Genomic DNA, 3,376 nt, shown 5'->3' with positions numbered 1-3,376 from the left:
GTAGATATGCTCAGCTGGTGACCATGGCACCCCCTGCGGTAGTACCCGCACACGGCAACGACGCCGCGGAGCGACTGGCCTCGATGGCGGATGTGACCGCCAGCGACGGCGCGCTGCGCCGCTTCCTGCACGGACTGCCGGGCGTTGATGCGGTCGGGCTGGAGGCCCGCGCCGCCGCCCTCGGCACCCGCTCGATCAAGACCACGGCGAAGGCGTACGCCATCGACCTGGCGATCTCGATGATCGACCTGACCACCCTGGAGGGCGCGGACACCCCCGGCAAGGTCCGGGCGCTGTGCGCCAAGGGCGTCAACCCCGACCCCACCGACCGCACCACCCCCAAGGTCGCCGCGATCTGCGTCTATCCCGACATGGTCGGCACGGCGAAGGCCGCGCTCGGCGACTCGGGCATCAACGTCGCCTCGGTGGCGACGGCGTTCCCCTCCGGGCGCGCCGGGATGCCGGTGAAGCTCGCCGACACCGCGGAGGCGGTGGCCGCCGGGGCCGACGAGATCGACATGGTGATCGACCGGGGCGCGTTCCTCAGCGGCCGTTACCTCTCGGTCTTCGAGGAGATCCAGCAGGTCAAGGCGGCCTGCCGGCGTGAGGACGGCACCGCCGCGCACCTCAAAGTGATCTTCGAGACGGGCGAGCTGTCGACGTACGACAATGTGCGCCGCGCCTCGTGGCTCGCGATGCTCGCGGGCGCCGACTTCATCAAGACCTCCACGGGCAAGGTGGCCGTCAACGCCACGCCGCCCGTCACCCTGTTGATGCTGGAGGCCGTCCGGGACTTCCGCGACGCGGTCGGCGTACAGGTCGGCGTGAAGCCGGCCGGCGGCATCCGCACCACCAAGGACGCGATCAAGTACCTGGTGATGGTGAACGAGACCCTGGGCGAGGAGTGGCTGACCGGCGAGTGGTTCCGCTTCGGCGCGTCCAGCCTGCTCAACGATCTGCTGATGCAGCGTCAGAAGCTCAGCACAGGCCGCTACTCCGGCCCCGATTACGTGACGGTGGACTGAGGCACCCATGACCTTCGCATACGCACCCGCCCCCGAGTCCCGCTCCGTCGTCGACATCGCGCCCTCCTACGGGCTGTTCATCGACGGCGAGTTCGGCGAGGCCGCCGAGGGCAAGGTCTTCAAGACCGTCTCCCCCGCCACCGAAGAGGTCCTCTCCGAGGTGGCGCACGCCGCCGCCGAGGACGTGGACCGGGCCGTACGGGCGGCCCGCAAGGCGTTCGAGAAGTGGTCGGCGCTGCCGGGCGCCGAGCGCGCCAAGTACCTCTTCCGCATCGCGCGCATCATCCAGGAGCGCTCGCGCGAACTGGCCGTCCTCGAAACGCTCGACAACGGCAAGCCGATCCGCGAGTCCCGCGACTCGGACCTGCCGCTGGTCGCCGCGCACTTCTTCTACTACGCGGGCTGGGCCGACAAGCTCCCCTACGCGGGCTTCGGCGCCGACCCCCGCCCGCTCGGCGTCGCCGGTCAGGTCATCCCCTGGAACTTCCCGCTGCTCATGCTCGCGTGGAAGATCGCCCCGGCGCTCGCCGCCGGCAACACGGTGGTCCTCAAGCCCGCCGAGACGACCCCGCTCTCCGCGCTCTTCTTCGCGGACATCTGCCGCCAGGCGGGGCTCCCCAAGGGCGTCGTCAACATCCTTACGGGCGACGGCACGACCGGCGCCGAGCTCGTCGCGCACCCCGGCATCGACAAGGTCGCCTTCACCGGTTCCACCGAGGTCGGCAAGGCCATCGCCCGTACGGTCGCGGGGACGGACAAGAAGCTCACGCTCGAACTCGGCGGCAAGGCCGCCAACATCGTCTTCGACGACGCGCCCGTCGACCAGGCCGTCGAGGGCATCGTCAACGGGATCTTCTTCAACCAGGGCCACGTCTGCTGCGCCGGTTCCCGTCTGCTCGTGCAGGAGTCCGTGGCGGACGAGATCCTGGACGCCCTCAAGCGCCGGATGAGCACCCTGCGCGTCGGCGACCCGCTCGACAAGAACACCGACGTCGGCGCCATCAACTCCCCCGAGCAGTTGGCCCGTATCCGCGCACTCGCCGACGCGGGCGAGGCGGAGGGCGCCGAGCGCTGGGCCCCGTCCTGCGAACTGCCCTCCACCGGCTACTGGTTCGCGCCCACCCTCTTCACCGGCGTCACCCAGGCCCACCGCATCGCCCGCGAGGAGATCTTCGGCCCGGTGCTGTCCGTCCTGACCTTCCGTACGCCCGCCGAGGCCGTCGAGAAGGCCAACAACACGCCGTACGGGCTCTCGGCCGGCGTCTGGACGGAGAAGGGCAGCCGAATCCTGTGGATGGCCGACCGGCTCCGGGCGGGCATCGTGTGGGCCAATACGTTCAACAAGTTCGACCCGGCCTCGCCCTTCGGCGGCTACAAGGAGTCGGGCTTCGGCCGCGAGGGCGGCCGTCACGGTCTGGAGGCGTACCTCAATGTCGGCTGATCGCTTGAGCGTTCTCAAGACCTACAAGCTGTACGTGGGGGGCAAGTTCCCCCGGTCCGAGAGCGGACGGGTGTACGAGGTGACCGACTCCAAGGGCAACTGGCTCGCCAACGCCCCCCTCTCCTCCCGCAAGGACGCGCGCGACGCGGTCGTCGCGGCCCGCAAGGCGTTCGGCGGCTGGTCGGGCGCCACGGCCTACAACCGCGGCCAGATCCTCTACCGCGTCGCCGAGATGCTGGAGGGCCGCCGCGACCAGTTCGTAGCGGAGGTCGCCGAGGCCGAGGGCCTCTCCAAGGCCAAGGCCGCGGCCCAGGTGGACGCGGCCGTCGACCGCTGGGTCTGGTACGCGGGCTGGTCCGACAAGGTCGCCCAGATCGCGGGCTCCGCCAACCCCGTGGCGGGCCCGTTCTTCAACCTCTCCACCCCGGAGCCGACAGGCGTCGTGGCGGTGCTGGCCCCGCAGGAATCCTCCTTCCTGGGCCTGGCCTCCGTCCTCGCCCCGGCGATCGTCACCGGCAACACGGCGGTGGCCGTCGCGAGCGAGAAGTCCCCGCTCCCTGCGCTGTCGCTGGCCGAGGTCCTGGCCACGTCCGACGTTCCGGGCGGCGTCGTGAACGTCCTCTCGGGACGTACGAGCGAAATCGCGCCCTCCCTTGCCGCCCACCAGGACGTCAACGCCATTGATCTGGCGGGTGCCGACTCCGAACTCGCGCGGGAACTGGAAGTCTCCGCCGCCGACAACCTCAAGCGCGTGCTGCGCCCGCGACCGGCCGACTGGTCGGCGGACCCGGGTACGGAGCGTCTGTTGGCCTTCCTGGAGACGAAGACGGTGTGGCACCCGATGGGGGTGTAGTACCACTCCAGGTGCGGCCACCGTTGATCATCGTGAGTCCACACGACTAACGATGAT

General features: G+C 70.1%; 3 protein-coding genes. All 3 read left to right on the top strand.

Going from position 1 to position 3,376, the window contains the following annotated elements; all coding sequences use genetic code 11:
* Nucleotides 1–23 precede the first annotated feature (23 nt).
* Genes deoC through ACFU99_RS38165 form a run of 3 tightly spaced genes read left to right on the top strand, consistent with a single transcriptional unit; the run spans nucleotide 24 to nucleotide 3,319 of the window.
* Entirely contained in the window at nucleotides 24–1,025 is a 1,002-nt protein-coding gene (gene deoC, locus ACFU99_RS38175) for a deoxyribose-phosphate aldolase (RefSeq protein WP_384401652.1), read from the top strand.
* Nucleotides 1,026–1,032: 7 nt separating this feature from the next.
* Entirely contained in the window at nucleotides 1,033–2,466 is a 1,434-nt protein-coding gene (locus ACFU99_RS38170) for an aldehyde dehydrogenase family protein (RefSeq protein WP_384401649.1), read from the top strand.
* On the top strand, nucleotides 2,456–3,319 hold the full coding sequence (locus ACFU99_RS38165; protein ID WP_384401646.1) for an aldehyde dehydrogenase family protein: 864 nt from the start codon (nucleotides 2,456–2,458) through the stop codon (nucleotides 3,317–3,319). Before ACFU99_RS38170 ends, ACFU99_RS38165 begins: the two co-directional genes overlap by 11 nt.
* Nucleotides 3,320–3,376: the final 57 nt, after the last annotated feature.

Origin of the sequence: Streptomyces sp. NPDC057654 (assembly GCF_042800135.1) — a bacterium.
Classification (GTDB): domain Bacteria; phylum Actinomycetota; class Actinomycetes; order Streptomycetales; family Streptomycetaceae; genus Streptomyces.
This window is presented reverse-complemented; position numbering and strand designations above follow the sequence as displayed.

What these genes read in the sequence shown, in the direction of transcription:
- deoC (WP_384401652.1), top strand. Translation starts at nt 24, where the DNA reads ATGGCACCCCCTGCGGTAGTACCCGCACACGGCAACGACGCCGCGGAG.
- ACFU99_RS38170 (WP_384401649.1), top strand. Translation starts at nt 1,033, where the DNA reads ATGACCTTCGCATACGCACCCGCCCCCGAGTCCCGCTCCGTCGTCGAC.
- ACFU99_RS38165 (WP_384401646.1), top strand. Translation starts at nt 2,456, where the DNA reads ATGTCGGCTGATCGCTTGAGCGTTCTCAAGACCTACAAGCTGTACGTG.